Below are 24259 nucleotides of genomic sequence, written 5' to 3'. Positions count from 1 at the left end.
CGTCGCTCCGCTGTCCCGATCGACGAACCACGGCACCCCGTGCCGCCGCCGCGCCGCCGCCGCACACGGCCGCGCGGGAAGGAGTGACAGCCCATGTCCGCAGCAGCGCCGTCCCCCTCGGCCGTCGTCACCGGCGCCGAGACCGTCCCGCGTGCCGAGGAGGTGCTGACGCCCGAGGCGCTGGCGTTCCTCGGCGAGCTGCACCGGCGGTTCGCGCCGCGCCGCGCCGAACTGCTGGCCCGCCGGGCCGAGCGCCGCGCCGAGATCGCCCGCACCGGCACGCTGGACTTCCTGCCGGAGACCGCCGCGGTGCGGGAGGGCGACTGGCGGGTCGCCCCGGCCCCGGCCGCGCTGGACGACCGCCGGGTGGAGATCACCGGCCCCACCGACCGCAAGATGACCATCAACGCGCTCAACTCCGGTGCGCGCGTGTGGCTGGCCGACTTCGAGGACGCCTCGGCGCCCACCTGGGCCAACGTCGTCGGCGGCCAGATCAACCTGATCGACGCCTACGAGCGGCGCATCGACTTCGGCACGCCCGAGGGCAAGACGTACGCGCTGCGCCCGGACGCGGAGCTGGCGACCGTGGTGATGCGCCCGCGCGGCTGGCACCTGGACGAGCGCCACCTGCGGGTGGACGGCGAGCCGGTGCCGGGCGCCCTGGTCGACTTCGGCCTGTACTTCTTCCACAACGCGAAGCGGCTGATCGCCAAGGGCAAGGGCCCGTACTTCTACCTGCCCAAGACCGAGTCGCACCTCGAAGCCCGGCTGTGGAACGAGGTGTTCGTCTTCGCGCAGGACTACGTGGGCGTCCCGCAGGGCACGATCCGCGCCACCGTGCTGATCGAGACCATCACCGCCGCGTTCGAGATGGAGGAGATCCTCTACGAACTGCGCGACCACGCCTCGGGGCTGAACGCCGGGCGCTGGGACTACCTGTTCTCGATCGTGAAGAACTTCCGCGACGGCGGCCCGAAGTACGTGCTGCCGGACCGCAACGCGGTGACGATGACGGCGCCGTTCATGCGCGCGTACACCGAACTGCTCGTGCGCACCTGCCACAAGCGCGGGGCCCACGCCATCGGCGGCATGGCCGCGTTCATCCCCTCGCGCCGGGACGCCGAGGTGAACAAGGTGGCGTATCAGAAGGTCAAGGCGGACAAGGACCGCGAGGCGGGCGACGGCTTCGACGGCTCCTGGGTGGCCCACCCCGACCTGGTCCCGATCGCGATGGCGTCGTTCGACGCGGTGCTGGGCGAGCGGCCGAACCAGAAGGACCGGCTGCGCGAGGACGTCGCCGTCACCGGCGACCAGCTGCTGGCCGTCGACTCGCTTCAGGCGAAGCCCACGTTCGAGGGACTGCGCAACGCGGTCCAGGTGGGCATCCGTTACATCGAGGCGTGGCTGCGCGGCCTGGGCGCGGTGGCCATCTTCAACCTGATGGAGGACGCGGCGACGGCGGAGATCTCGCGCTCCCAGATCTGGCAGTGGATCGACGCGGGCGTGGTCTTCGAGGACGGCCGCAAGGCGACCGCGGACCTGGCCCGCGAGGTCGCGGCCGGTGAACTGGCCGCGATCCGCGCCGAGGTCGGCGAGGAGGCGTTCGCCTCGGGCCGCTGGCAGCAGGCCCACGACCTGCTGCTCCAGGTGTCGCTGGACGAGAAGTACGTGGACTTCCTGACCCTGCCGGCGTACGAACTGCTGGACTGACGACGGCGGTTGACGCACGAAGGAAGCCCGCCCCGGTGAACTCCGGGGCGGGCTTTCCTCGTACGGCGGGTACGCGGGCGAGCGGTGGGCGCGGGCGCGGCGGCGGTGGGTTCAGGCCGAGGGGACGGCGTCCGCCAGGGCCTCGGCGGCGGGTTGTTCCTCGGTGGCCGGGGCGCGCTTGCGGCCCACGTGGTGGAAGGCGAGGTTGAGCAGGACCGCCACCAGGCAGCCCGCGCTCACCCCGGATTGCAGGACGATCTGAAGATGCGGGTCGAGGTGGTCGTAGAAGTGCGGGGCGACGATGGGAATGACACCGACGCCCAGCGCCACGGCCATGATCAGCAGGTTGTCGCCGTCGTGCAGGTCGGCCTCGGCGAGCGTCTTGACGCCGCTGGCCGCGACCGTGCCGAACAGCACGATGCCCGCGCCGCCCAGCACCGGGCCGGGGACGAGGGCGATGAGCGAGGCGAGGACCGGACACAGTCCCATCAGCACCAGCAGCACACCGCCCGCGGCCACCACGAAGCGGCTGCGGACCTTGGTGATGGCGACCAGGCCGATGTTCTGCGCGAAGGCGCTGTTGGCGAAGCCGTTGAACAGCGGGCTGATGGCGCTGCCGAGGGTGTCGGCGCGCAGGCCCGCGGCGAGGGTGGCCTCGTCGGCGGGTTTGTCGACGACCTTGCCCAGCGCCAGGATGTCCGCGGTCGACTCGGTCAGGCACACCAGCATCACGATGCACATCGACACGATCGCGGGGATCTGGAACTGAGGCGCGCCGAAGTGGAAGGGGCTGGGGAATCCCACGACGGAGGCGTGCCGGATCGCCTGGAAGTCGGTGACGCCGAAGGGGATGGCGATCACGGTTCCCACGACGAGGCCGATCAGGACCGCGATCTGCTGGAGGAACCCGGTCAGCAGTCGGCGCAGCACCAGCACGATGACCAGGGTGATCAGCGCGAGGACGATGTCGGACACCGACGCGGTCGGGCCGTTGTCGGCGATCCAGCCGATGGCGACCGGCAGCAGCGAGACCCCGATCAGCGTGATGACCGAGCCGGTGACCACGGGTGGGAAGAAGCGCACCAGTTTGCTGAAGTAGGGGGCGACGAAGAAGCCGAGCACACCTGCCACCATGACGGCGCCGAACATGATGGGCAGGCTGTCGTGATGATCGGTGGTGTCGGCGATGGCGACCAGCGGCGCGACACCGGCGAACGAGACGCCGTTGACGAAGGGCAGCCGGGCGCCGACCTTCCAGAAGCCGATGGTCTGCAGAAGTGTGGCGATGCCCGCGGTGAACAGGCTGGCGCCCACCAGGAACGTCATCTGGGTCGCCGTGAGGCCGACCGCCTTGCCCACCACCAGGGGAGGCGCCACCACCCCCGCGTACATCGCGGCGACGTGCTGGAGGCCGCTGGTGACGAGTTTGAGCGGCGGAAGGGTCTGGTCCACCGGGTGGCGGGCCGGTGCGTTGCGCGGAGCCGAGGTCTCGACCACGGTGCTCCTCCTGTCGGTTACACGCTCGCGGCGCGGGTGTCAGGGAGGTGATGCGGGTCGTGCTGGCGAGGGGTTGCGACAGCGTGAACCACCGAAGCGGGGCTGCGATTCGGCTGTGTTACGCGGAGGTTGGCGGCGGGTCACGTCCTGCCCGGGGGTGGGGGGAGGTGTGATCGCGGGCGTGCCGGGCGCCGCCCCCGGTGCCGTGACCATCCGGGGCGGGGGCGGCGCCGCCTGCCCCGGCCGGGGACCGTCCTCCCCGACCGGGTGCGCGGTGTGACGCGGGCGTGATGGTGACGCGGCGTCAGTCGGTGAGGCCCGCGATGGCGGCGAGCCGGCGGGCCTCGGTGCGGGTGGAGCGGGCGATGGCGTCCTCGTCGACGCGGGTCAGGCGGCTGTTCTCGACCACCGGCTCCCCGTTGACCAGGGCGAGCGCGACGGGGGCGGCGGCGCCGAAGACCAGTGCGGTGACCGGGTCGGCGATGGAGGCGTGGGCGACGGTGTCCATCTTCCACAGCACGAGGTCGGCGAGCTTGCCCGGCTCGATGGAACCGATCTGCTCGGCCCGCCCGAGGACTTCGGCGCCGCCGTACGTGCCCAGGCGCAGCGCCTGACGGGCATTGAGGGCGCGCTCGCGGTGCGGTCCGAGGCGGTTGACGAGCAGGGCGTTGCGCAGTTCGGTGTGGAGTTCGCCGGACTCGTTGGAGGCGGTGCCGTCCACGCCGAGCCCGACCGGGACACCGGCGGCGAGCATGTCGGGGACCCGGGCGATACCGGCCGCGAGGCGGGCGTTGGAGGACGGGCAGTGCGCCACGCCGGTCCTGGTGCGGGCGAACGCGGCGATGTCGGAGTCGTTCATGTGGACGCAGTGCGCCATCCACACGTCCTCGCCCAGCCAGCCGGTGGACTCGAAGTAGTCGGTCGGGCCCATGCCGAACAGCTCGTGGCAGAACTTCTCCTCCTCGACCGTCTCGCTGCCGTGGGTGTGCAGCCGCACGCCCTTGCGGCGCGCCAACTGGGCGGCGTCACGCAGCAGTTCGGTGGAGACGGAGAACGGGGAGCAGGGCGCGACGGCGATCTGGGTCATCGCGTCGAAGGAGGCGTCGTGGTAGGTGTCGACGGTCTCCTCGGTGGCGCTGAGCGCGCCGTCCAGGGTCTCCACCGCGAAGTCCGGCGGCAGTCCGCCGTCGGACTTGCCGCGGTCCATCGAGCCGCGGGCGAGGGTGAAGCGCACCCCCGTCTCCCGGGCGGCCCGGATGATGGCGCCGGACAGGTCGCCCGCGTCGCGCGGGTAGACGTAATGGTGGTCCATGGCGGTGGTGACGCCACCGCGGGCCATGACCGCGAGCGAGCCCTGCGCCGCCGCGTAGGCCATGGGCTCGTCGATGCGGGCCCAGGTGGGGTAGAGGGCGACCAGCCAGTCGAAGAGGTTGTGGTCGGTGGCGAGGCCCCGGGTGATCCACTGGTAGAAGTGGTGGTGGGTGTTGACCAGGCCCGGGGTGAGCAGGTGGCCCTCGGCGTCGATGCGTCGTACGACGTTCTCCAGGCCGGAGGGGGCCGGGCCGGAGCCGACCGACTCGATGCGGTTGCCGGCGACGACCACGTGACCGCTGGGGTACTCGGTGTCGCTCGCGTCCACGGTGGCGACGGAACAGTTCTCGATGACGACACGTTGCTGCGTGCCGTCGTGGGCTGCCGGTGCTGCCATGGTGCTTCCTCGTTCTTCTGATCGGCGGTCGGGCACGGCAGGGCCCTGGGGGTTTTGAGTGCCGGAGCCGGGCGGGCGGCCGGTGATCCGGCCGGCCGCGCCGCCCGTCAGGTCGCTCCGGGTGCCGAGGGTGAAGCGGTCAGAGGTTGGTCATGTCGAACGGGATGCGCTGCTCGGCGCCGTCCCGCAGCACGGTGGCCTCGATCAGCCCGTAGGGGCGGTCGGCGGCGAAGTACACCTCGTTGTCGTTCTTGAGGCCGAAGGGCTCCAGGTCGACCAGGAAGTGGTGGCTGTTGGGGAGCGAGAAGCGGATCTCGTCGATCTCCGAGCGGCTGTTGATGACGCGCGAGCCCATCTGGTACAGCGTCTGCTGGAGCGAGAGGCTGTAGGTCTCGGCGAACGCCTGGAGGATGTGGGTGCGGGCCTGGTCGTAGGACTTGTTCCAGTTGGGGGCGCGGTCCTCGTCGCTGGTCCAGTTGTAGCGCCACCAGGTGGAGACGCTGGTGGCCAGGATGCGGTCGTAGGCCTCCTGGAGCGTCGTGTACTTGTCCTTGACGTAGCCCCAGAACTCGGAGTTGGTGGAGTTCAGGACGGTCAGGTCCTTCAGGCCCGACAGCACCTCCCACCGCTCGCCGTCGAAGGTGATCTGCGCGACGCGCGTCTGCGTGCCGTTGCGCACGAAGGAGTGCCGGACCTCGTCGGCGCCGATGAAGCGGGAGTTGGCGTCGGAGGTGGCGATGCGGTCCCAGGAGTACTCCTCGATGCGGATGCGGGCCCGCTCGATGGGTTCCTGGCTGGTGACGAAGTGGCGGGCGAGCGCGATGCCGAACTGCTCGGCGGATTCGATGCCCACCTCCTTCGCGAAGGCGAAGACCGTGTTCTTGGTGGTGTCGGTGGGCAGCACGTTGGCGTTGCTGCCGGAGTAGTGGACGTCGTCCATGTCGCCGGACAGCGCGACCGAGACGTTGAGGTCCTTGATGTGGTGGGTGTCGCCGTCCCGCGTGATCTTGACGACGCGGTTCTCCGCCTTGCCGTACTGGTTCTGCCCGAGAACGGTGGTCATGTCTGCTAGCTCCCTCGGTATACGGAGTAGCCGAACGGGTTGAGCAGCAGCGGCACGTGGTAGTGCTCACCCGGATTGACGGCGAACGTGATCGCCACCTCCGGGAAGAAGGCGTCGCTGTCCCTTGCGCGGGGGGCGTCCTGCTGTTCCTCGGCTTGCCTGTGTGCGGTGAGGTACGACCCGGTGTCGAACCGGAGCCGTACGTGGGTGGTGCCCTCGGGGAGGGCGGGCAGGTCCTTGCAGCGCCCGTCCGCGTCGGTCTTGGAGGCGCCGTGCGGCGCCCAGCCGCCGTGGCCGTCGCCGACCGACAGCTCGACGGGCACGCCTTCGGCCGGGCGTCCGACGGAGGTGTCCAGGATGTGCGTGGAGACGGACGTGTCCGTCATGACGGGTCTCCTTCGGCTTCGGCCAGGCGGGCCAGTCTGATGCGGTTGATCTTCGTCAGCTCGGCGCGGACGATCTCGCGTTCCCGCTCCGGGGTGTTGCCGAGACGGGCCCGGGCGGCGTCCCGCATGCGTTCACCGGTCAGGCCGGTGGCGCAGATCAGGAAGACGTGCCCGAACCTCTCCTGGTAGGCCAGGTTGAGGTCGAGCAGTTCCGCCTTGAGGCCGTCCGAGGCGCCGGCCATGCCGCGCTGTTCGCGGGCCGAGACCGGGTCACCGGGCTTGGGCCGGCCGATCTGCGGGTGGCCGGCCATGGCCTCGGCGAGGTCGTCGGCGCTCAGGCCGCTCATCGCCGCGTCGCTCGCCTCGTACAGTGCGTCGAGACCGTCGTACGGGCGCTTGGCGAGCACCGCGTCCGCCCAGCCGCGCGAGGTGCACACCTCGTGCAGCAGATGGGCCGCGGTGTCCGGCTCTGCGGTGTTGAAGCGGGCGAGACCCGCCGGGAGACGAGCTGACATCCACGACCTCCGTGGGTCTCGCGCTGGACCGGGCTTGCCGGAAAGCTAGATCCAGCCGACACATCGCGTCAACACTTTGTTGAAGTTAATTTCACCGGTGACCGGCCGCAACCGGTGGCCCGGCGGGAGGGTGGCCGGGGGCCCGGGCCGTCCCGGTCAGGCCCCCGGCGGGGCGGTCACTGGCCGCCCTTGGCCGCGTTCTCCCGGTTGAGGTAGTTGTAGACGGTGAAACGGCTGACGCCGAGGGCCGAAGCGACGGTTTCCACGCCGTGGCGCACGGAGAACGCGCCGCGTTCCTCCAGGATCCGCACCACGGTCTGCTTGTCCTTGCGGTCCAGCTCGGCGAGCGGGCGGCCGCGGCGGCGCTCCAGGTCGGCGAGGATGTGGTCGAGCGAGTCGGCTATGTGCGGCAGCCGCACGGCGACGATCTGAGCGCCCTCCCAGCTGAGCACGACGTCGTCGCCCCGGGCCTGGTCCGGCGGCACGAGCACCCCGCCCATCGCGTCGACCAGCGGCTTGACCGCGTCCACGAACGGGTGGCCCGCCATCTCGGTCACGACGCGTCCTCCCCCGGCTCGGCGACCACGTTGACCTGGAGCGAGACCCGGGTGGCCCCGGCGTCCAGGCCGCGTCGCAGCAGTTCGTCGACCGCGGCGAGCACGCGGTCGGCGGACCCCTCGCCGGTGTTGCCGAACGGGCCGACGTCGACGCTGTCGAGGCCGGCCTCCTGGATGACCTCACGGGCCACCACCGCATGGCGGGGCGCCTCGTCGAGGTCGAACGGTTCCGTCGTGAACTCAACCCTCAATCGCACGTCCACAACCTAACCGCTCACCGGCTCGTCACGAGGTCACCACTTGACATCGAGTACCTCCCTCGTTCAGGCTTCCATTAAGCAGAAAGAAACTTCCGCTATACGGAATCAGACGCGGAGGGATTCCCGGTCAGGGACCCCGCGCATCCGTGAACCCCGTCGGGGGCGGGCGGAAGGCCCTAGGAACCGGAAAGGGGCGCCAGCTGTGGGCTTGCTCGACGCGCGCTTCGACGTGAACCTCTCGATCCTCTTCACCGAACTCCCGCTGCTGGAGCGTCCGGCGGCCGCCGCCGCAGCCGGGTTCACCGCCGTGGAACTGTGGTGGCCCTGGGTCGACGCGCCCACCCCTGAGCGGGCCGAACTCGACGCCCTGCGCGGCGCGTTGAACGACGCGGGCACGCAGCTGGTGGGGCTGAACTTCTACGCGGGACAGCTGCCCGGGCCCGACCGCGGCGCGCTGTCGGTCCCCGGCGAGGAGTCGGAGAAGTTCCGCGCCAACATCGACGTGGCCGCCGACTTCGCGCAGTCGCTGGGCTGCACCGCGCTCAACGCCCTGTACGGCAACCGCGTCGAGGGCGTCGCCCCCGAGGCGCAGGACGAACTCGCCCTGGAGAACCTGACGCTGGCCGCCCGGGCCGCGCACCGGGTCGGCGCGGTGCTGCTGATCGAGGCGCTCAACGCGCCGGAGTCGCCGCTGTGCCCGATCGTCAGCGCGCCGAAGGCCATCGAGGTGGTGGAGCGGGTCAACGAGGCCACCGGCCTGGACAACGCCCGCTTCCTGATGGACCTCTACCACCTGTCGATGAACGGCGAGGACCTCCACGAGGTCATCGACCGCTACACCGACAGGACCGGTCACGTCCAGATCGCGGACAACCCCGGCCGCTCCTTCCCCGGCAGCGGCGCACTGGATCTCGCCGACCTGCTCGGCCGCCTGGACAAGGCGGGTTACGACGGCTGGATCGGTCTGGAGTACAAGCCCGGCGACGGCCCGAGCGCGGACGCCTTCGACTGGCTGCCCCGCGAACGGCGCGCGGCCCGCGGCTGACCCGCGTCCGACCGCGCCCGGCGGCCCCGCCTCCGCCCGACCCTCCCCCGCACGACATCGCGTAAGGACGTCACCGCCATGAGCAACACGCTTCCGAAGATCGCCTGGATCGGCCTCGGCATCATGGGCTCCCCCATGGCCGAGAACCTGATCAAGGCGGGTTACCAGGTCACCGGTTTCACCCTGGAGCAGGCCAAGCTGGACCGGCTCGCCGCGGCCGGCGGCGCGGCGGCCGGCTCGATCGCCGAGGCGGTCAAGGACGCCGACGTGGTGATCACCATGGTCCCGGCCTCCCCGCAGGTCGAGGCGATCGCCTACGGCGACGAGGGCATCCTGGCCCACGCCCGCCCGGGCACCCTGCTGATCGACATGTCCTCGATCACCCCGCAGACCTCCGTGGACCTCGCCGAGAACGCGGCGGACAAGGGCATCCGCGTGCTGGACGCCCCGGTCTCCGGCGGAGAGGCGGGCGCCGTCGAGGCGGTGCTGTCCATCATGGTGGGCGGCGAGCGCGCGGACTTCGACGAGGCGAAGCCGATCTTCGACGCGCTGGGCAAGACCATCGTGCTGTGCGGTCCGCACGGCTCCGGTCAGACGGTCAAGGCCGCCAACCAGCTCATCGTCGCCGTCAACATCCAGGCGTGCGCCGAGGCCGTGGTCTTCCTGGAGAAGTCCGGCGTCGACCTGACCGCCGCGCTCGACGTCCTCAACGGCGGGCTCGCCGGGTCGACCGTGCTGACCCGCAAGAAGGACAACTTCCTCAAGCGCGAGTTCGCCCCGGGCTTCCGGATCGACCTGCACCACAAGGACATGGGCATCGTCACCGACGCCGCGCGCAACGTCGGCGCCGCGCTGCCGGTCGGCGCGGTCGTCGCCCAGCTGGTCGCCTCGCTGCGCACCCAGGGCGACGGCGGCCTGGACCACTCGGCGCTGCTGCGCGGCGTGGAGCGGCTGTCCGGCGAGACCCCGGCGGCCTGACCGACCGCCGGCACGGCGGGACGGGCTCGCACCGCGGCCCGGCCGGCCCCCACAACTTCCGTCCGGCGGCGCGCCGACCTGTCCTGTCGCGCCCAAGCGCGCCGCCGGGCGGAACACCACTCGACGACTTCAGCACTGTTGACAGTTTGTTGAAGCCGTTCATATCGTCCGACCCACGAAGTCCGGCATACGGAAACGCACTCCCGCTTCGCGGCAGTTACGGGTAGTAACGGAAGGTCGCCATGCCCAAGCCCACCCTTACCACTGAGTCCGGCGCTCCGGTCGCCGACAACCAGAACGCGGCCACCGCCGGTGTCGGCGGCCCGCTGCTCCTGCAGGACCAGCACCTGCTGGAGAAGCTGGCCCGGTTCAACCGCGAGCGCATCCCGGAGCGCGTGGTGCACGCCCGTGGCTCGGGTGCGCACGGCTACTTCGAGGTCACCGACGACGTCACCGGCTTCACCCGCGCCGACTTCCTGGGCTCGGTGGGCAGGCGCACCCCGGTCTTCGCCCGTTTCTCCACGGTCGCCGACAGCCTGGGCGGCGCGGACGCGGTGCGCGACCCGCGCGGTTTCGCGCTGAAGTTCTACACCGACGAGGGCAACTACGACCTGGTCGGCAACAACACCCCGGTGTTCTTCATCAAGGACCCCATCAAGTTCCCCGACTTCATCCATTCCCAGAAGCGCGACCCGTTCACCGGTGTGCAGGAACCGGACAACGTCTGGGACTTCTGGGCGCACGCCCCCGAGGCCACCCACCAGGTCACGTGGCTGATGGGCGACCGCGGCATCCCCGCCTCGTACCGCCACATGAACGGCTACGGTTCCCACACCTACCAGTGGACCAACGCCGCCGGTGAGGCGTTCTTCGTCAAGTACCACTTCAAGACCAACCAGGGCGTCCGCTGCCTGAGCGGTGAGCAGGCGGCCGAGCAGGTCGGCAAGGACGCCAACTCCCACCAGCGCGACCTGGTGCAGGCCATCGAGCGCGGGGTCAACCCGTCCTGGACGCTGTACGTGCAGATCATGCCGGCCGCCGAAGCGCCCTCGTACCGCTTCAACCCGTTCGACCTGACCAAGGTGTGGCCACACGCCGACTACCCGTTGCAGCGGGTCGGCCGCCTGGTGCTGGACCGCAACCCCGACAACGTGTTCGCCGAGGTCGAGCAGGCCGCGTTCTCGCCGAACAACTTCGTGCCGGGCATCGGCCCGTCGCCGGACAAGATGCTCCAGGGCCGGTTGTTCGCCTACGCGGACGCGCACCGCTACCGCCTCGGCGTCAACCACACCCAACTGCCGGTCAACGCGCCGAAGTTCGAGGCCGCCAACTACGGGCGGGACGGCCTGATGGCCACCCGCAACGGCTCGCGGCACGCCAAGAACTACGAGCCCAACTCCTACGACGGCCCGGTCCAGACCGACCAGCCGCTGTCCGCGCCGCTGGCGGTCTCCGGCCACACCGGCACCCACGAGGCCCCCGCGCACACCAAGGACGACGACTTCTTCCAGGCCGGTGAGCTGTACCGACTGATGTCGGAGGAGGAGAAGAAGCGCCTGGTGGCCACCATCGCGGGCGGGCTGTCGCAGGTCGGCAGGGACGACGTGGTCGAGAAGAACCTCGCCCACTTCCACGCCGCCGACCCCGACTACGGCAAGCGCGTCGAGGCCGCGGTCCGCGAGCTGCGCGAGAGCTGACGCCACGTCAGCAGCGGGGAGCCGCCGCACGGCTCCCCGCCCACGAACCCGTCCGCGCCGCCCGTCTCTTCTGAGGGGTGGAGACAGGCGGCGCGGGCGCGACCAGCCCCGTCCGGCGGTGCGACACCCTGTCCGTCGCGCCCGTCGCACCATCGGACGGCACCAACCGGCCCCGGCGCGGGCGCCTGTGCGGGCGCCCGCGCCGGGGCCGCACGCCGTAACGGGACCGGTGAGCCGCGGCGGAACGGGCCGATCACGGCGGCCCGAGTCCGGGCGGACCAGGGCGGCCCGATTAGCAGAGCGTGCGACACTCCGTCAATCTCCGTGCATATGGCGCTACTTGGCCATAGCGGGCCGACCCGGCATGGCAGCATGGAGGAGCAGACCGCCCCCGCAGGTCCGGATCCGCCTGGAGTTCCGTCATGGCCGAAAGCGTGCCCGTCCGCTGCCCGGCGTGCCGCCGCGAGCACGCGTTCACCCCGCCGACGTTCCCTTGTCCGTGCGGTGCGCCGCTGACCCTGCCGTTGCTGCGCGGTGGCCTGCCGACCCGTGTCCTGCAACGCACCTGGCGCAACTCCTGGATCACCCTGCGCTGCCCCTCCTGCGGCCGCAGCGACGACTGGCCGCAGCCCGAACTCGGCTGTGCCTGCGGCACGGTGATCCGTCCGCCGGTCGACGTGTCCGCCCCGGAGTCGCTGCCCGCGCCGGGCGCCCGGGTCACCGCGACCGCGCCGCGGGCGGTGCGGCGCCCACCGTTCAGACCGGTGACCATCCGCACCGGGCGGGACGCGGTCGCCGCCGCGGCGCAGTACCTGAAGTGGCTGGGCTTCCGCGAGGTCACGGTGGCCGCCGACCGCGCGGCGACCGGGGTGGACCTGCGCGGCGAGGGCCTGGTCGCCCAGGTCGATCCGTCCACCCGGGCGACGCCGCTGCGCGAGGTCGAGACCCTCTGGCTCAACTGCCTCAACGAGGACGCGGCCGGCGCCTTCTTCTCGCTCGCCGGTTACGCGCACGACGCGCGGCTGCGCGCCGACCAGTTGCTCGTCCCGCTCTTCGTGATGGACCTGACCGGCACCCCGCAGCCGGTCAACGACGCGGCGGACCAGTTCATCAGGTCCACCCCGGGCCGCGTCAGGTGAGCCGCGCCCCGGACGGCCTCAGCTGAAGTCCGCCTCGCGGTACTCCTGGCCGTCGCCGCGCGCGGCGCGTTCCCGCAGGTCGACGCGGCGGATCTTGCCGGAGACGGTCTTGGGCAACTCCGCGAACTCCAGCACCCGTACCCGCTTGTAGGGCGCGAGGACCGCACGCGAGTGCGTGAAGATCGCCTTCGCGGTCGCCTCGCCGGGCTCCCAGCCGCCCGCCAGCACCACGTACGCCTTGGGCACGGCGAGCCGTACCGGATCGGGTGACGGCACGACCGCGGCCTCGGCCACCGCTTCGTGCTCCAGCAGCGCGCTCTCCAGCTCGAACGGGGAGATCTTGTAGTCGGAGGCCTTGAAGACGTCGTCGGCACGGCCCACGTAGGTGACGTAGCCCTCCGCGTCCCGGGCGCCGATGTCGCCGGTGCGGTAGAAGCCGTCCGCGGTGACCGCGGCGGTGCGCTCCGGGTCGCCCGCGTAGCCGGTCATCAGGCCCACGGGACGCTCGCCGCGCAGGTCGAGGCAGATCTCGCCCTCGTCGCCCTCCGCGCCGGTGACCGGGTCGACCAGCGCCACCGTGTAGCCGGGGACCGGGCGGCCCATCGAGCCGGGCTTGAGCGGCTGGCCGGGGGTGTTGGCGATCTGCACGGTGGTCTCGGTCTGCCCGAAGCCGTCCCGGACGGTCAGGCCCCACACGCGCTTGACGTGCTCGATGACCTCGGGGTTGAGCGGCTCGCCCGCGGCCACCGCCTCGCGCGGCGGTGTCGCCAGCCGCGTCAGGTCGGCCTGGATCAGCATGCGCCACACGGTCGGCGGCGCGCAGAAGCTCGTCACCCCGGCCCGGTCCATCTCGGCTATCAGCCGCCCGGCGTCGAAGCGCGTGTAGTTGTGCACGAAGACCGTGGCCTCGGCGTTCCACGGCGCGAAGAGGCTGGACCAGGCGTGCTTGGCCCAGCCGGGCGACGAGATGTTGAGATGGGTGTCGCCGGGCCGCAGCCCGATCCAGTACATGGTGGTCAAGTGGCCTACCGGATACGACAGATGGCTGTGCTCCACCAGCTTCGGCAGCGCGGTCGTGCCGGAGGTGAAGTACAGCATCAGCGTGTCGTCGCCGCGCGTGGGCCCGTCCGGGGTGAACGCCGGGTCGGCGGCGTAAGCGTCCTCGTAAGGAAGCCAGCCCTCGGGCGCGCCGCCCACCGCGATCCTGGTGTACGCGCCGGGCACGTCGTCGAACTTCGCCGTGTCCGCGGACCGTACGAGGACGTGGGCGGCGCCGCCGCGCTCCACGCGGTCGGTGAGGTCGGCCGGGCCGAGCAGCGGGGTGGCGGGGATGACCACCGCGCGCAGCTTCATCGCGGCCAGCGCGGTCTCCCACAGTTCGGCCTGGTTGCCGAGCATCACCACGATCCGGTCACCGGCGCGCACGCCCCGGCCGCGCAGCCAGTTGGCGACCCGGTCGGAGCGCTCGCGCAGCGCGGCGAAGCTCAGCCGGACCTCGGTGCCGTCCTCCTCGACGATCCACAGCGCGGTGCGGTCGGCCCGTCCAGGATCGTCGGCGATCCGGTCGAACCAGTCCAGCGCCCAGTTGAAGTGCTCCGGGCGCGGCCAGCGGAAGCCCGCGCGGGCCGCGTCGTGGTCCTCCCGGTGCCGCAGCAGGAAGTCCCGGGCCGCCCGGAACTCCTCGGTCGCCGCGCTGTCCGCCATGTGCCCTCCTCGAAACGATCGTGCCCGGCCATCCTCGCGCCGCGGGGCGGACCGCCACTACCCCCGTACGGGGGTCATGCGACGGAGCGCACCCGGCGCACCAGCACTCCGGCGGCGAGCGTGACGAGGGCGGCAAGGGTGTAGAGCCCGAAGTAGCCGCCGCCGTGGGCGAGTACGGGCGCGGCGAGCGCGGGGGCGAGCACCTGGGGTGCGGAGTTGGCGATGTTGATGACGCCCAGGTCCTTGGCGCGGTCGGCGGCGGCCGGCAGCACCTGGGTGACGAGGGCCTGGTCGACGGCGAGGTAGACGCCGAACCCGGCGCCCAGCACGGCGGCGGCCAGCACGGTCGCGGGCCAGGTGTGGACGGTGGCCAGCAGCAGCGCGGCGGCGGCCATGACCACGCAGGAGACCAGCACCAGGGTGCGCCTGCGGCCGGTGCGGTCGGAGATCACACCGGAGGGGATCGCGGTGAGCAGCGCGGCGACGGTGTAGACGGCGGTGAGGACGAGCACGCCCGCCGCCGGGTCGGGGCGGTGCACGGCGTCGGTGAGGTAGTACAGCAGGTAGAGGGTGCCGATGGAGTTGCCGAGGTTGATCAGGAAGCGGGTCAGCCAGGCCCAGCCGAAGTCGGGGTGGCGGCGCGGGCTGACCCAGAAGGCGCCGATCCGGGGCCGGGCGGGCCGGTGTTCGCGCGGCAGCACCGGATCGGGGAAGGCGAGCACGAACGGCAGGGCGAGGGCGACGGTCAGCACGGCGGTGAGCGCGTAGCCGGTCGTGGTGCCGGTGACGGCCTCGGTGACCAGCAACGCGCCCAGCACCAGGCCGAGCGACTGGCAGATCCCGGTCCAGCCGGAGACCACGGCGCGCTGGGTGACCGGGACCTGGTCGGCGACCGGCGCGGTGAGCCCGGCGAACATCCCGTTGAGCCCGGCCTGCGCCACGCACCAGCCGAGCAGGATCCCCGCGACGGTGTGCTCCCCCGCGGTCAGCAGCAGGCCCGCCGCGCCCAGCAGCGCGCCGCCCAGGATCCAGGGGCGGCGGCGGCCGAAGCGGCTCGTGGTGCGGTCGGACAGGGCTCCGGCCACCGGGTTCGCGACCATCGACACCAGCGCACCCGCCCCGGTGACCCACGACAGGGCGGCGGCCTTGTGCGCCGGGTCGGCCTGCTGGAGCTGGTCGGGCAGCAGGATCTGGATGGGGGTGAAGAACGCCATGAAGACGGCGAGGGTGCCCAGGCTGAGGGCGGCGGTCCACAACGGCCGCACCCGGAGCGCCGGTTCGGCGAGGGCGGCGGCGGGCGCGGGCTCCGGAGGGACGTGAGGGACACTCATGTCCGCGTCGCTCACGCCCGCGCGGGGTCGGGCCGCGCGCCGGCGCGGTGCGCGGCGATCAGGTCGCGGTACCACGCGTAGGACGCCCTGGGGGTCCGCGTCCGGGTTTCGTGGTCCACGTGGACCAGGCCGAAGCGCTGGTGGTAGCCCTCCGCCCACTCGAAGTTGTCCAGCAGCGTCCAGGTGAAGTAGCCCCGCACGTCCACGCCCCGGGCCACCGCGTCCGCCACCGCGCCGATGTGCCCGTCGAGGTAGCCGATGCGGTCGGTGTCGTCCGCGCCGGGCCCGTCGTCGTACGAGCAGCCGTTCTCGGTGACGGTCAGCGGCGGGAGGCGGTCGCCGTAGCGCTCGCGCAGGCCCAGCAGCAGGTCGCGCAGTCCTCCGGGCACGACCGGCCAGCCGAACGCGGTGTGCGGCACGCCGTCGATCGGCACGTCCTCGAAGGGCAGTCCGGCTCCGGCGGGCGCGGCGCGTACCCGGGTCGGGTTGTAGTAGTTGACGCCCAGCCCGTCCAGCGGGGTGCCGCCGATGAGGTCGAGGTCGCCGTCGCGCAGTGCCCCGCGCAGGTCGTCGCCCGCGCCGTAGGCCGACAGGTCAGGGTAACTGCCGTTCATCAAGGGGTCGTTGAAGAGCCGGTTGTGCAGCGTGTCGTACGCGTCCGCCGCCTTCCGGTCGGCCGGCGCGTCGCTCGCCGGGGTGACCGGGGTGCAGTTGTTGGCGAGGTGCACCCGGCCGCCGCGTTCGCGCAAGGAGGCCGACGCCAGCCCGTGGCCGAGGAGTTGGTGGTGGGCGACGGGCAGCGCGTCCAGCAGCAGCGCGCGGCCGGGGGCGTGGACACCGAGCGCGTAGCCGAACGCCATGTGCACGAAGGGCTCGTTGAGGGTGATCCAGTCCCGCACGCGGTCGCCGAGCCGGTCGGCCACCAGCGCCGCGTAGTCGGCGAACCGCCGCGCGGTGTCGCGGGTGAGCCAGCCGCCCGCGTCCTCCAGTTCCTGCGGCAGGTCCCAGTGGTAGAGCGTGGGGAACGGCCGCACGCCCGCCGCCAGCAGCGCGTCGGTGAGCCGGTCGTAGAAGTCCAGCCCGGCGGCGTTGGCCGGGCCGCGCCCGCCGGGCTGCACGCGGGGCCAGGCCACGGAGAAGCGGTAGGCGTCCACGCCCAGCCCGGCCAGCAGCGCCACGTCCTCGCGCCAGCGGTGGTAGTGGTCGCAGGCGTTCTCCGCGGTGTGGCCGTCGCGCACGGCGCCGGGCCGCTCGGTGAAGGTGTCCCAGATGCTGCGGCCCCGGCCGTCCTCGGTGGTGGCGCCCTCGATCTGGTACGCGGAGGTCGACACGCCCCAACGGAAGCCGGGTGGAAGGCGGTTGGGCGGGGGCTCGTGCGGCTGCGGGGCGGGGGCGGACGGTTCGTGCGGCATCACGGCGACCCTTCGACGGACCGGCGCGGGCGGCGCGCGGAATCGGCCACCCGGCTAACATGAGCATCGCTCATGATAATGATTCGCGGCCGGAGCGCCAGATCCGGCAGAGTGGGCGCATGAACGCACGACCCGAGGGACCGTCCGGGCCGCTGCGCCGCAGACCCGTGCAGCGCCGCAGCGCCGAACGGCTGGAACGCATCCTCGACGCGAGCGCGCGGTTGCTGGAGGAGTCCGGGTACGGCGCGCTGACCACGCGGGAGGTGGCCCGGCGCGCCGAGGTCCCGATCGGCACGCTGTACCAGTTCTTCACCGGCAAGGACGCCCTGGTGGCCGCGCTGGCCGAACGGAACCTGGAGCGCTATCTCGCCCGGCTGGCCCGCCGCATCGAGTGCGAGGCCCCGGCCCACGTGGCCGCGCTGACCGACCTCGCGGTGGAGGAGTTCGTCGCGATGAAGCGCGCGGTGCCGGGCTTCGGGGTGCTGGACTTCGGGGTGGTCGGGCCGCCCGGCAACCGCGCGGAGCAGCACATCCTCGACGCGGTGCTGGACAACAACGCGGCGGTCGCCCAGCGTCTCGGCACCCTGATCGGCGGCATGCTGGAGTCGCGCGAGGGCGCGGACCCGGAGGGCGGCGCGGATCCGTCGCTGGCGTTGCGGGTGGCGATGGAGTGCGCGGACGCGGTGCTCCAACTCGCCTTCCGTGTGGACCCGGACGGCGATCCGGCCCTGATCGCGGAGTGCAAGCGGGTGCTGCGCCGCTACCTGGCCCCGGGACCCGGCTGACTGCCGCGCCTCACGGCAGCGGGTCGAGGTCGATCTCCCGCAGCACGATGCGGCTGCGCAACTCCCGTACGCCGTGGTCGCGTTTGAGGGTCTCGACGACCTGTTCCAGTTCCGCGGTGCCGGTGCAGGCGACGCGGAGCTGGTAGTCGTACTCGCCGGTGGTGTGGGCGGCCCAGACGATCTGCGGCAGTCCGGCGAGGCCCGCCTCGAAGCCCCGGCCCTCCACGCCGTCGCGCAGCCGCACGTCGGTCAGCGCCACCAGCGCGCGCCCGGTCACCGCGAGGTCGAGGTCCGCCCGGTAGCCGCGGATCACCCCCTGCGAGCGCATCCGCCGCACCCGGTCGGCGACCGCGTTGGCGGACAGCCGCACCTGGCGGGCGACGTCGAGGTAGGTCGCCCGTCCGTCGCGCACCAGCACGGAGAGGATCTGCCGGTCGATCCGGTCGAGCGCGACGACCGCGTTCGGAGCCGACCGCGTCCTTCTCGGTGAATCAGCCATGTGACCGAGAATCCCACAGCACGGACGCCGTTTCCGCCGCGAGGTCCGCGTCCGACGCGGCGGAATCGGCGGCAGGGTCGGGGCATGCCCGTTCTGCTCGCCCAGTGCGCCCTTCCGCCCGTCCTGCTCGCCGTGATCTCCCTCGTCCAGCGCCGCTTCGGTCCCGCCGTCGGCGGGCTGCTGGCCGGGTTGCCGGTCACCTCGGTGCCGATCACCCTGTTCACCGCGCTCTCCCACGGCAGCGCCTACGCCGCGCGGGCCGCCACCGCCACGCTGGGCGGCGCGGGGGCCGTCTGCCTGCTGTGCTGGACGTACGCCCGGGTCGCCCGACGCCTGGGCCAGGCCGGTGCGTTGGCCTGCGCGGGCGGTGCTTTCGCGATGGGGGCGGTGGCCTTGGACGTGTGGCGTCCCGGGATCACGGGCGCGGGCGCGGCGGGAGCGCTGGCGCTGGCGGCGGTGACGTGGGGGTGGCCGCGCGAGGCCGCCGGGGGCGACCACGGCAGCGGCGCCGGGCCCGGCTCCGGGCGGGGCGGCCTGCGGACGCGGATGCTGGTGGTCACCGGGTGGGTGGTCGTGGTCTGCGCGGTCAGCGGCCCGCTCGGGGCACGCGGGGCGGGATTGCTGTCGCCGTTCCCGGTGCTGGTGGTCGCGCAGGCCGTGCACACCCACCGCGTCGCGGGAGCGGTGGCCGTCCGCGCGTTCCTGCGTGGTGTGGTGCGCGCCGAGTACGCGTTCCTGGTCTGCTTCGGCACGCTGGCGGTGCTGCTGCGCGAGGTGGACGCGGCACTCGCGTTCGCCGTGGCGGTGACGGCGGCGGCGCTGACCCAGGCGGGGACGGCCCGCGTCGCGGTGACCCGCGGCGCCGCCTCGTCGCGTCACAGCGTGGCCGAGCGTCCCCAGCCCCGGCCCACCCGGATCGCCGCCGCCGTGCCCGCCGCGCAGGCGAAGGCGCCGAGTGCCGCACAGCACACCGCCGTCCGCCCCGCGTCGCCGCCGAGTGCCGCGTGCAGCGCGGACACCGCCCAGTAGCCGGGCGACGCGGGCGCCAGGTGCCGCACCCAGCCCGGCATCGACGCGAGCGGCACCAGCGCGCCGCCGAGGCTGCTGAGCAGCATGCCGCCGATGTCGTACGCGGCCGACAACTCCCCCTGGCTGCGCACCAGTACGCCCGCCATCGTGCCCAGCGCCAGCAGCGTGCCGGTCCACGCGAGCAGCACGAGGGCGAGCAGTCCCGGATGCCCCAGCGGCATGCCCAGGACCAGCACGCCGAAGCCGACGACCACGACCTGCTGCGCGAGCATCGCGCCGAGCACCGGGACCGCCTTGCCCGTCAGCAGTTCCAGCGGATGCGCGGCGGTCGTGCGCAGCCGCTCCCAGGTGTGCCCGACGCGTTCCGACAGCACCGAGCCGCCCGCGATGCTCAGCGCCAGCAGCGAGAACGTCACCAGCGTGCCGGTCACCGCCTGCGTGGTCCCCTCGCGCGCGCCCTGCGCCGCCTCGTACAACGGGCGCAGCAGCGTGACGAAGACCAGCGGCAGGATCATCCGGCTGGCCAGCGGCCCGGGTTCGCGCAGCAGCAGGGTGGTGTTGTGGCGTACGAGGGCGCGCACCCGCCCGGCTGACTCAGGCCGCGGCATGACGGCCTCCTTCCGTGTCGGCGTTCGCCTCTCGGGAGGCGAGCGAGCGGTAGAGGTCGTCCAGGCCCGGCCTGCGGACGTCCACCGAGGTGGGCGCGTAGCCCGCGGCGAGCACGGCGGGCGGATCGGCGCTGGTGACGCGCAGTTCGCCGGCCTCGCGGCAGGCCCGGGCCCGCACGGCGGGCGGCAGCCGCAGCAGGTCGGTGCTCTCCCCCGGGCTCATCCGCACCTCGCCCGGCAGCCCGTCGAGCAGTTCGCGCCGGGTGCCCCGGGCGATGATCCGGCCGCCCCTGGCCACCGCCAACGTCGCGCCCAATTCGTCGAGTTCGGGCAGGTAGTGCGTGGTGTAGACGACGGCGGCACCCGCGGCGGCCCGGGCGCGCACGGCGGCCAGCAGCGCGGCGCGGGTGTCCGGGTCGGCGCCCGCGGTCGGCTCGTCCAGCAGGAGCAGCGCGGGTTCGCCGACCAGCGCGGTGCCCGCCTGGGTACGCCGCCGCTGGCCGCCGGAGAGCAGCCCGGCCGGGCGGTCGAGCACGTCGGTCAGCCGCAGTTCCTCCGCGACGCGGTCGACGGCACGGGCCAGCGCGGTACGCCGCAGTCCGGCGAGAGCGCCGAACAGCCGCAGGTTCTCCCGCACGGTGGCGTTGCCGTACAGCGCGAGTTCCTGCGGGGCTACGCCGAGCAGCCGCCGGGCCTCGCGCGGGGCGCGCCGGGCGTCCGTCCCGCCGATCACGACCCGGCCGGCGTCCGGCCGCGCCAGTCCGGCGACGACCTCCACGAAGGTGGTCTTGCCCGCGCCGTTGTGCCCGATCAGCCCGGCCACCTCGCCGGGCGCCACGGTCAGGCCGAACCCGTCCAGGGCGGTCGCGGTGCCGTACCGCTTGACCAGCCCTTCCGTCTCCAGCATCGCTGTCCCCCTGCCGTTCGTGCCGCCGGGCCCGGCACCCGCGACCTAAATGATCTACGTCGTATAGATCTACAGTGTACAGACATGAGCGCACGACGAGAAGAGATCCTGGACGCGGGGCTGGCGATCGCCGACGAGAAGGGGCTGAACGCGGTCTCGATGCGCGCGGTCGCGGAACGGGTCGGCGTGACGCCGATGGCGCTCTACCCGCACGTGGGGAGCAAGGCCGCGCTGCTGGACGGCATGGTGGGACGGCTGCTGGGCGAACTCGCCCCGGCGGTCGGCGGCGAGGGGCTGCCGTGGGACGAGCGGATGCGGCACTTCGCGCACGCGGCGCGTGGCCTGGGCCGACGCCACCCGTGGGCGGCGGCGCTGCTGTTCGCGCGGCCGTCCGTCACACCGGACGGCGTGCGGACCGTCGACGGCGTCTACACCGCGCTGCTGGACGCGGGCGTCCCGGAGCGCCATGTGCCGCGCCTCGAGCGGCTGTTGAGCACCTTCGTGATCGGGTACGCGGCGTCGGAGGCGGGGGGCCGCTTCGGTCCCGGTGACCTCGATCCGCGCGCGCGACGCGGACAGCTGCCGGAGGGCACGCTGCCCGCGCACGCCCGGCTGGCGCGGCATCTGGACGAACCCGTGGACTGGGACGCCGAGTTCGAGGCGGACCTGGAGGACCTGCGGGGGCTGGTACGGGCGCTGGCGGAGGACGGACGGCCGAAGGGGCACGGAGAGGCGGACGGCTGAGGGCGCCGGAGGACGCGCCCGGCCGGGCCGGGCATGCCGGAGGGCGTGCCGTCGTCAGGTGACGGCACGCCCTCCTGACGCCGTGCGGTTCCGGAACCACCCCCAGGTCCACACGGCGGGATCACACGATGGGGTCGCGGCCCCCGCTCACACCGCCAACTGGCGGATCGCGGTGGGGGCGTGGCCCGGCTCGGTGGCCAGTTCCTCGAACTCGTTGACGCTCGCGATGTCCGAGCCGCTCATCGCGATGTTGGTGATCCGCTCCAGGATCGCCTCGACCACGACCGGGACGCGGAACTCGGCGGCCAGCTTCTTCGCCTCCTCGAAGGCGGGCAGCAGCTGGTCGGGCTCGGTCACCCGGATCGCCTTGCAGCCCAGGCCCTCGGCGACCTTCACGTGGTCCACGCCGTAGACGCCGATCTCCGGGGTGTTGACGTTCTCGAACTCCAGGTTGACCTGGAAGTCGATGTCGAAGTTGCGCTGCGCCTGCCGGATCAGCCCGAGGTAGGCGTTGTTCACCAGCACGTGGACGTAGGGGATGTTGTGCTGGGCGCCGACCGCCAGTTCCTCCAGCATGAACTGGAAGTCGTAGTCGCCGGACAGCGCCACGACCGTGGCCTGCGGGTCCGCCGTGGCGACGCCGAGCGCGGCCGGGATGGTCCAGCCCAGCGGGCCCGCCTGGCCGCAGTTGATCCAGTGCCGCGGCTTGTAGACGTGCAGCATCTGGGCGCCGGCGATCTGCGACAGGCCGATGGTGGTGACGTACCGGGTCTCCGGGCCGAAGGCGCGGTTCATCTCCTCGTAGACGCGCTGCGGCTTGATCGGCACGTTGTCGAAGTGGGTGCGGCGCTGGAGGCGGGCCTTGCGGTCCTGGGCGGAGGCCGCCCAGTCGGCGCGGTCGGGCAGTTCGCCCTTCGCCTTCAGCTCCCTGGCCACCTCGACGAACAGCTCCAGCGCCGCCTTGGCGTCGGAGGCGATCCCGTAGTCGGGGGCGAAGATCTTGCCGAGCTGGGTCGGCTCGATGTCGACGTGCACGAAGGTGCGGCCCTCGGTGTACGTGTCCAGCTTGCCGGTGTGGCGGTTGGCCCAGCGGTTGCCGATCCCGAGGACGAAGTCCGACTCCAGGAACGTGGCGTTGCCGTAGCGGTGCGAGGTCTGGAGGCCGACCATGCCCGCGTTCAGCTCGTGGTCGTCCGCGATGGCGCCCCAGCCCATCAGGGTCGGGATGACCGGCGTGCCGGTCAGCTCGGCGAACTCCACCAGCAGGTCGGAGGCGTCGGCGTTGATGACACCGCCGCCCGCGACGATCAGGGGGCGCTGCGAGGCGTTCAGCAGCGCGACGGCCTTCTCGACCTGGGCGCGGGTCGCGGCCGGCTTGTAGACCGGCAGCGGTTCGTAGGTGTCGGGGTCGAACTCGATCTCGGTCAGCTGGACGTCGATCGGCAGGTCGATCAGCACCGGCCCGGGACGCCCGGAGCGCATCAGGTGGAACGCCTGCTGGAAGACGCCCGGCACCTGGGCGGCCTCCAGCACGGTGGTGGCCTTCTTGGTGACCGGCGCCGCGATGGAGGCGATGTCGACGGCCTGGAAGTCCTCCTTGTGGATCACCGCGGTCGGCGCCTGGCCGGTGATGCACAGGATCGGGATCGAGTCACCGGTGGCCGAGTACAGCCCGGTGATCATGTCGGTCCCGGCCGGGCCCGAGGTGCCGATGCACACACCGATGTTGCCGGGGTGGGTGCGGGTGTAGCCCTCGGCCATGTGCGACGCGCCCTCGACGTGCCGGGCCAGCGTGTGGCGCACTCCGCCGGACGCTTTCAGGGCGGCGTAGAAGGGGTTGATCGCGGCGCCCGGCACGCCGAACGCGTGGGTCACGCCTTCCTTCTTGAGGATCTCCACTGCCGCGCGAGCGGCGGTCATCCGAGGCATTGAGCCCTCCCGTGTCGACCACGCCTGCCGTGACGAAGCGCCCAACTTCCGCCATACGGAATAGCGTTTCTACTTTATGGAATGAATCTACGGGCGGGCCGGGAAGGACGTCAAGACGCGACGACACGACGACGGCCGGTCGAAGCGGGCCGCCCGGAGGGGCGCCCACGTCGACCGGCCGTCGTCGGGACCGTCGTCAGCTCATCGGATCAGGATCCGCTCAGTGCTCCAGCTCCCACTTCTCGGTGTTGCGGCCGTCGCACCCGGCCGACTGGAGGCCGACGCGCGGATCGTCGTTCATACAACCGGTGGTGGTCTGGTTCTGGAACCACGCGATCGGTGTCCCGGTGCGCGAGTCCGCGCCGACCCAGAAGCGCTGGAAGGCCTGGTTGTTGCAGCCGAACGAGCGCAGGTGGTAGGCGACGCTGTCGTCCACGCAGCGGTGGGTGTTGAGGTTGGTGAGCGTCCACAGCGTGCCCGCCTCGTTGAGGCCGTGCAGGCGCCATTGCTGGAAGCTCTGGTTGTTGCAGACGAAGGTCCGCAGCCCGTACGCGACGCTGTCGTCGAGACAGCGCCCGGTGGAGGCGTTGACCAGGACGTACGTGCCGTCCTGGACGATGCCGCCCTCCGGCGCGAAGGCGGCGGGCCCGCGCGCGGCGCCGGACGCGGCACCCGGCACGGCGAGGCCCGCGAGCCCGAAGGCGGCGACGGCGGCCACCGCGAGACGTGGAGTGCGCAGCGGACGAGACGAGCGCG

General features: G+C 72.4%; 22 protein-coding genes. 7 read left to right on the top strand and 15 right to left on the bottom strand.

The window, feature by feature from the left end; translation table 11 throughout:
- Window positions 1-93 precede the first annotated feature (93 nt).
- Entirely contained in the window at window positions 94-1710 is a 1617-nt protein-coding gene (gene aceB, locus K7472_RS13360; protein ID WP_222977456.1) for a malate synthase A, read from the top strand.
- Window positions 1711-1821: 111 nt separating this feature from the next.
- Here aceB and K7472_RS13355 read toward each other — a convergent pair whose 3' ends face one another.
- From K7472_RS13355 to K7472_RS13325, 7 genes are all read right to left on the bottom strand, one after another.
- A complete protein-coding gene (locus K7472_RS13355; protein ID WP_222977454.1) occupies window positions 1822-3207 on the bottom strand; it encodes a nucleobase:cation symporter-2 family protein in 1386 nt (461 codons plus the stop codon).
- Window positions 3208-3511: 304 nt separating this feature from the next.
- The gene (locus K7472_RS13350) at window positions 3512-4915 is read right to left on the bottom strand and encodes an 8-oxoguanine deaminase (RefSeq protein WP_222977452.1); all 1404 of its coding nucleotides are present in this window, start codon (window positions 4913-4915) and stop codon (window positions 3512-3514) included.
- A 139-nt stretch (window positions 4916-5054) separates the two neighbouring features.
- The gene (gene pucL / locus K7472_RS13345; RefSeq protein WP_222977450.1) at window positions 5055-5978 is read right to left on the bottom strand and encodes a factor-independent urate hydroxylase; all 924 of its coding nucleotides are present in this window, start codon (window positions 5976-5978) and stop codon (window positions 5055-5057) included.
- Between the two features lie 5 nt (window positions 5979-5983).
- On the bottom strand, window positions 5984-6364 hold the full coding sequence (uraH, locus tag K7472_RS13340; RefSeq protein ID WP_222977448.1) for a hydroxyisourate hydrolase: 381 nt from the start codon (window positions 6362-6364) through the stop codon (window positions 5984-5986).
- Window positions 6361-6879, bottom strand: a complete 519-nt coding sequence (gene uraD / locus K7472_RS13335; RefSeq protein WP_222977446.1) for a 2-oxo-4-hydroxy-4-carboxy-5-ureidoimidazoline decarboxylase — start codon at window positions 6877-6879, stop codon at window positions 6361-6363. Before uraD ends, uraH begins: the two co-directional genes overlap by 4 nt.
- Window positions 6880-7055: 176 nt before the next feature.
- Window positions 7056-7436 carry a helix-turn-helix domain-containing protein gene (locus K7472_RS13330; protein WP_222977445.1) on the bottom strand — a complete coding sequence of 127 codons (381 nt, stop codon included), beginning with the start codon at window positions 7434-7436 and terminating at the stop codon, window positions 7056-7058.
- Window positions 7433-7693, bottom strand: coding sequence for a thiamine-binding protein (locus K7472_RS13325; RefSeq protein ID WP_222977444.1), 261 nt, complete (start codon window positions 7691-7693; stop codon window positions 7433-7435). The genes K7472_RS13330 and K7472_RS13325 overlap by 4 nt, the downstream gene beginning before the upstream one ends.
- Window positions 7694-7898: 205 nt before the next feature.
- Between K7472_RS13325 and K7472_RS13320 the strand changes: the two genes are divergently transcribed.
- The 4 genes from K7472_RS13320 to K7472_RS13305 all read left to right on the top strand — a co-directional run bounded on the left by K7472_RS13320 (window position 7899) and on the right by K7472_RS13305 (window position 12555).
- Complete coding sequence (locus tag K7472_RS13320; protein WP_222977443.1) at window positions 7899-8741, top strand: TIM barrel protein; 843 nt, start codon at window positions 7899-7901, stop codon at window positions 8739-8741.
- Window positions 8742-8819: 78 nt separating this feature from the next.
- Window positions 8820-9719, top strand: coding sequence for a 2-hydroxy-3-oxopropionate reductase (locus tag K7472_RS13315; RefSeq protein ID WP_222977442.1), 900 nt, complete (start codon window positions 8820-8822; stop codon window positions 9717-9719).
- A 242-nt stretch (window positions 9720-9961) separates the two neighbouring features.
- Window positions 9962-11416: a catalase gene (locus K7472_RS13310; RefSeq protein ID WP_222977441.1), complete on the top strand. Its 1455-nt coding sequence runs from the start codon at window positions 9962-9964 to the stop codon at window positions 11414-11416.
- Between the two features lie 422 nt (window positions 11417-11838).
- On the top strand, window positions 11839-12555 hold the full coding sequence (locus K7472_RS13305) for a hypothetical protein (RefSeq protein WP_222977437.1): 717 nt from the start codon (window positions 11839-11841) through the stop codon (window positions 12553-12555).
- A gap of 18 nt (window positions 12556-12573) precedes the next feature.
- Here K7472_RS13305 and K7472_RS13300 read toward each other — a convergent pair whose 3' ends face one another.
- The 3 genes from K7472_RS13300 to K7472_RS13290 form a co-directional block, all read right to left on the bottom strand.
- The gene (locus K7472_RS13300) at window positions 12574-14259 is read right to left on the bottom strand and encodes an AMP-binding protein (protein WP_222977436.1); all 1686 of its coding nucleotides are present in this window, start codon (window positions 14257-14259) and stop codon (window positions 12574-12576) included.
- Window positions 14260-14333: 74 nt separating this feature from the next.
- Window positions 14334-15590, bottom strand: coding sequence for an MFS transporter (locus K7472_RS13295; RefSeq protein WP_222977435.1), 1257 nt, complete (start codon window positions 15588-15590; stop codon window positions 14334-14336).
- Between the two features lie 11 nt (window positions 15591-15601).
- Complete coding sequence (locus K7472_RS13290) at window positions 15602-17002, bottom strand: GH1 family beta-glucosidase (protein WP_222977434.1); 1401 nt, start codon at window positions 17000-17002, stop codon at window positions 15602-15604.
- Window positions 17003-17121: 119 nt separating this feature from the next.
- On the opposite strand from K7472_RS13290, the gene K7472_RS13285 reads away from it, so the two are divergent.
- On the top strand, window positions 17122-17787 hold the full coding sequence (locus tag K7472_RS13285) for a TetR/AcrR family transcriptional regulator (RefSeq protein ID WP_222977432.1): 666 nt from the start codon (window positions 17122-17124) through the stop codon (window positions 17785-17787).
- 10 nt (window positions 17788-17797) lie between these two features.
- Here the strand turns inward: K7472_RS13285 and K7472_RS13280 are convergent, their stop codons facing one another.
- The 3 genes from K7472_RS13280 to K7472_RS13270 all read right to left on the bottom strand — a co-directional run bounded on the left by K7472_RS13280 (window position 17798) and on the right by K7472_RS13270 (window position 20830).
- Entirely contained in the window at window positions 17798-18286 is a 489-nt protein-coding gene (locus K7472_RS13280; protein ID WP_222977430.1) for an Lrp/AsnC family transcriptional regulator, read from the bottom strand.
- A gap of 875 nt (window positions 18287-19161) precedes the next feature.
- Window positions 19162-19923, bottom strand: coding sequence for an ABC transporter permease (locus tag K7472_RS13275; RefSeq protein ID WP_222977429.1), 762 nt, complete (start codon window positions 19921-19923; stop codon window positions 19162-19164).
- Window positions 19910-20830, bottom strand: coding sequence for an ABC transporter ATP-binding protein (locus tag K7472_RS13270; protein ID WP_222977428.1), 921 nt, complete (start codon window positions 20828-20830; stop codon window positions 19910-19912). The genes K7472_RS13275 and K7472_RS13270 overlap by 14 nt, the downstream gene beginning before the upstream one ends.
- Window positions 20831-20914: 84 nt before the next feature.
- On the opposite strand from K7472_RS13270, the gene K7472_RS13265 reads away from it, so the two are divergent.
- On the top strand, window positions 20915-21574 hold the full coding sequence (locus K7472_RS13265) for a TetR/AcrR family transcriptional regulator (protein ID WP_222977427.1): 660 nt from the start codon (window positions 20915-20917) through the stop codon (window positions 21572-21574).
- Window positions 21575-21721: 147 nt separating this feature from the next.
- On the opposite strand, the gene gcl is transcribed toward K7472_RS13265, so the two are convergent.
- Both gcl and K7472_RS13255 read right to left on the bottom strand, forming a co-directional pair.
- Window positions 21722-23503, bottom strand: a complete 1782-nt coding sequence (gcl, locus tag K7472_RS13260; protein ID WP_222977426.1) for a glyoxylate carboligase — start codon at window positions 23501-23503, stop codon at window positions 21722-21724.
- Window positions 23504-23723: 220 nt separating this feature from the next.
- Complete coding sequence (locus K7472_RS13255; protein WP_222977425.1) at window positions 23724-24221, bottom strand: RICIN domain-containing protein; 498 nt, start codon at window positions 24219-24221, stop codon at window positions 23724-23726.
- Window positions 24222-24259: the final 38 nt, after the last annotated feature.

Origin of the sequence: Streptantibioticus parmotrematis (genome assembly GCF_019890615.1) — a bacterium.
Classification (GTDB): Bacteria; Actinomycetota; Actinomycetes; order Streptomycetales; family Streptomycetaceae; genus Streptantibioticus_D; species Streptantibioticus_D parmotrematis.
The sequence above is the reverse complement of the archived record's forward strand: the minus strand, read 5'-3'. Positions and strand labels throughout refer to the sequence as shown.

Excerpts from the sequence above, each read along its gene's own strand:
- K7472_RS13295 (WP_222977435.1), bottom strand. The coding sequence starts at position 15,590 with ATGAGTGTCCCTCACGTCCCTCCGGAGCCCGCGCCCGCCGCCGCCCTC.
- K7472_RS13275 (WP_222977429.1), bottom strand. The coding sequence starts at position 19,923 with ATGCCGCGGCCTGAGTCAGCCGGGCGGGTGCGCGCCCTCGTACGCCAC.
- K7472_RS13285 (WP_222977432.1), top strand. The coding sequence starts at position 17,122 with ATGAACGCACGACCCGAGGGACCGTCCGGGCCGCTGCGCCGCAGACCC.
- K7472_RS13280 (WP_222977430.1), bottom strand. The coding sequence starts at position 18,286 with ATGGCTGATTCACCGAGAAGGACGCGGTCGGCTCCGAACGCGGTCGTC.
- K7472_RS13300 (WP_222977436.1), bottom strand. The coding sequence starts at position 14,259 with ATGGCGGACAGCGCGGCGACCGAGGAGTTCCGGGCGGCCCGGGACTTC.
- K7472_RS13310 (WP_222977441.1), top strand. The coding sequence starts at position 9,962 with ATGCCCAAGCCCACCCTTACCACTGAGTCCGGCGCTCCGGTCGCCGAC.
- K7472_RS13350 (WP_222977452.1), bottom strand. The coding sequence starts at position 4,915 with ATGGCAGCACCGGCAGCCCACGACGGCACGCAGCAACGTGTCGTCATC.
- aceB (WP_222977456.1), top strand. The coding sequence starts at position 94 with ATGTCCGCAGCAGCGCCGTCCCCCTCGGCCGTCGTCACCGGCGCCGAG.
- uraD (WP_222977446.1), bottom strand. The coding sequence starts at position 6,879 with ATGTCAGCTCGTCTCCCGGCGGGTCTCGCCCGCTTCAACACCGCAGAG.
- K7472_RS13270 (WP_222977428.1), bottom strand. The coding sequence starts at position 20,830 with ATGCTGGAGACGGAAGGGCTGGTCAAGCGGTACGGCACCGCGACCGCC.
- K7472_RS13315 (WP_222977442.1), top strand. The coding sequence starts at position 8,820 with ATGAGCAACACGCTTCCGAAGATCGCCTGGATCGGCCTCGGCATCATG.
- gcl (WP_222977426.1), bottom strand. The coding sequence starts at position 23,503 with ATGCCTCGGATGACCGCCGCTCGCGCGGCAGTGGAGATCCTCAAGAAG.
- pucL (WP_222977450.1), bottom strand. The coding sequence starts at position 5,978 with ATGACCACCGTTCTCGGGCAGAACCAGTACGGCAAGGCGGAGAACCGC.
- K7472_RS13305 (WP_222977437.1), top strand. The coding sequence starts at position 11,839 with ATGGCCGAAAGCGTGCCCGTCCGCTGCCCGGCGTGCCGCCGCGAGCAC.
- K7472_RS13265 (WP_222977427.1), top strand. The coding sequence starts at position 20,915 with ATGAGCGCACGACGAGAAGAGATCCTGGACGCGGGGCTGGCGATCGCC.
- uraH (WP_222977448.1), bottom strand. The coding sequence starts at position 6,364 with ATGACGGACACGTCCGTCTCCACGCACATCCTGGACACCTCCGTCGGA.
- K7472_RS13290 (WP_222977434.1), bottom strand. The coding sequence starts at position 17,002 with ATGCCGCACGAACCGTCCGCCCCCGCCCCGCAGCCGCACGAGCCCCCG.